The following is a 550-nucleotide window of genomic DNA, read 5'->3' as shown; positions in this document are numbered from 1 at the left end:
TTCATCAGACAATCTGTGTGAGCACTACAAAGGTCGGTTCTTTAAGGTAAGGAGGTGATCCAACCGCAGGTTCCCCTACGGTTACCTTGTTACGACTTCACCCCAGTCATGAATCACAAAGTGGTAAGCGCCCTCCCGAAGGTTAAGCTACCTACTTCTTTTGCAACCCACTCCCATGGTGTGACGGGCGGTGTGTACAAGGCCCGGGAACGTATTCACCGTGGCATTCTGATCCACGATTACTAGCGATTCCGACTTCATGGAGTCGAGTTGCAGACTCCAATCCGGACTACGACATACTTTATGAGGTCCGCTTGCTCTCGCGAGGTCGCTTCTCTTTGTATATGCCATTGTAGCACGTGTGTAGCCCTACTCGTAAGGGCCATGATGACTTGACGTCATCCCCACCTTCCTCCAGTTTATCACTGGCAGTCTCCTTTGAGTTCCCGGCCGGACCGCTGGCAACAAAGGATAAGGGTTGCGCTCGTTGCGGGACTTAACCCAACATTTCACAACACGAGCTGACGACAGCCATGCAGCACCTGTCTCA

At 52.2% G+C, this 550-nt stretch carries 1 rRNA gene; it reads right to left on the bottom strand.

The window, feature by feature from the left end:
• Positions 1–47: 47 nt before the first annotated feature.
• Positions 48–550: ribosomal RNA gene (locus tag FDX09_RS14265) — 16S ribosomal RNA — on the bottom strand; the annotation flags it as partial.

The organism is Citrobacter sp. wls717 (assembly GCF_005280955.1).
Lineage (GTDB): Bacteria > Pseudomonadota > Gammaproteobacteria > Enterobacterales > Enterobacteriaceae > Citrobacter > Citrobacter werkmanii.
The sequence above is the reverse complement of the archived record's forward strand: the minus strand, read 5'-3'. Positions and strand labels throughout refer to the sequence as shown.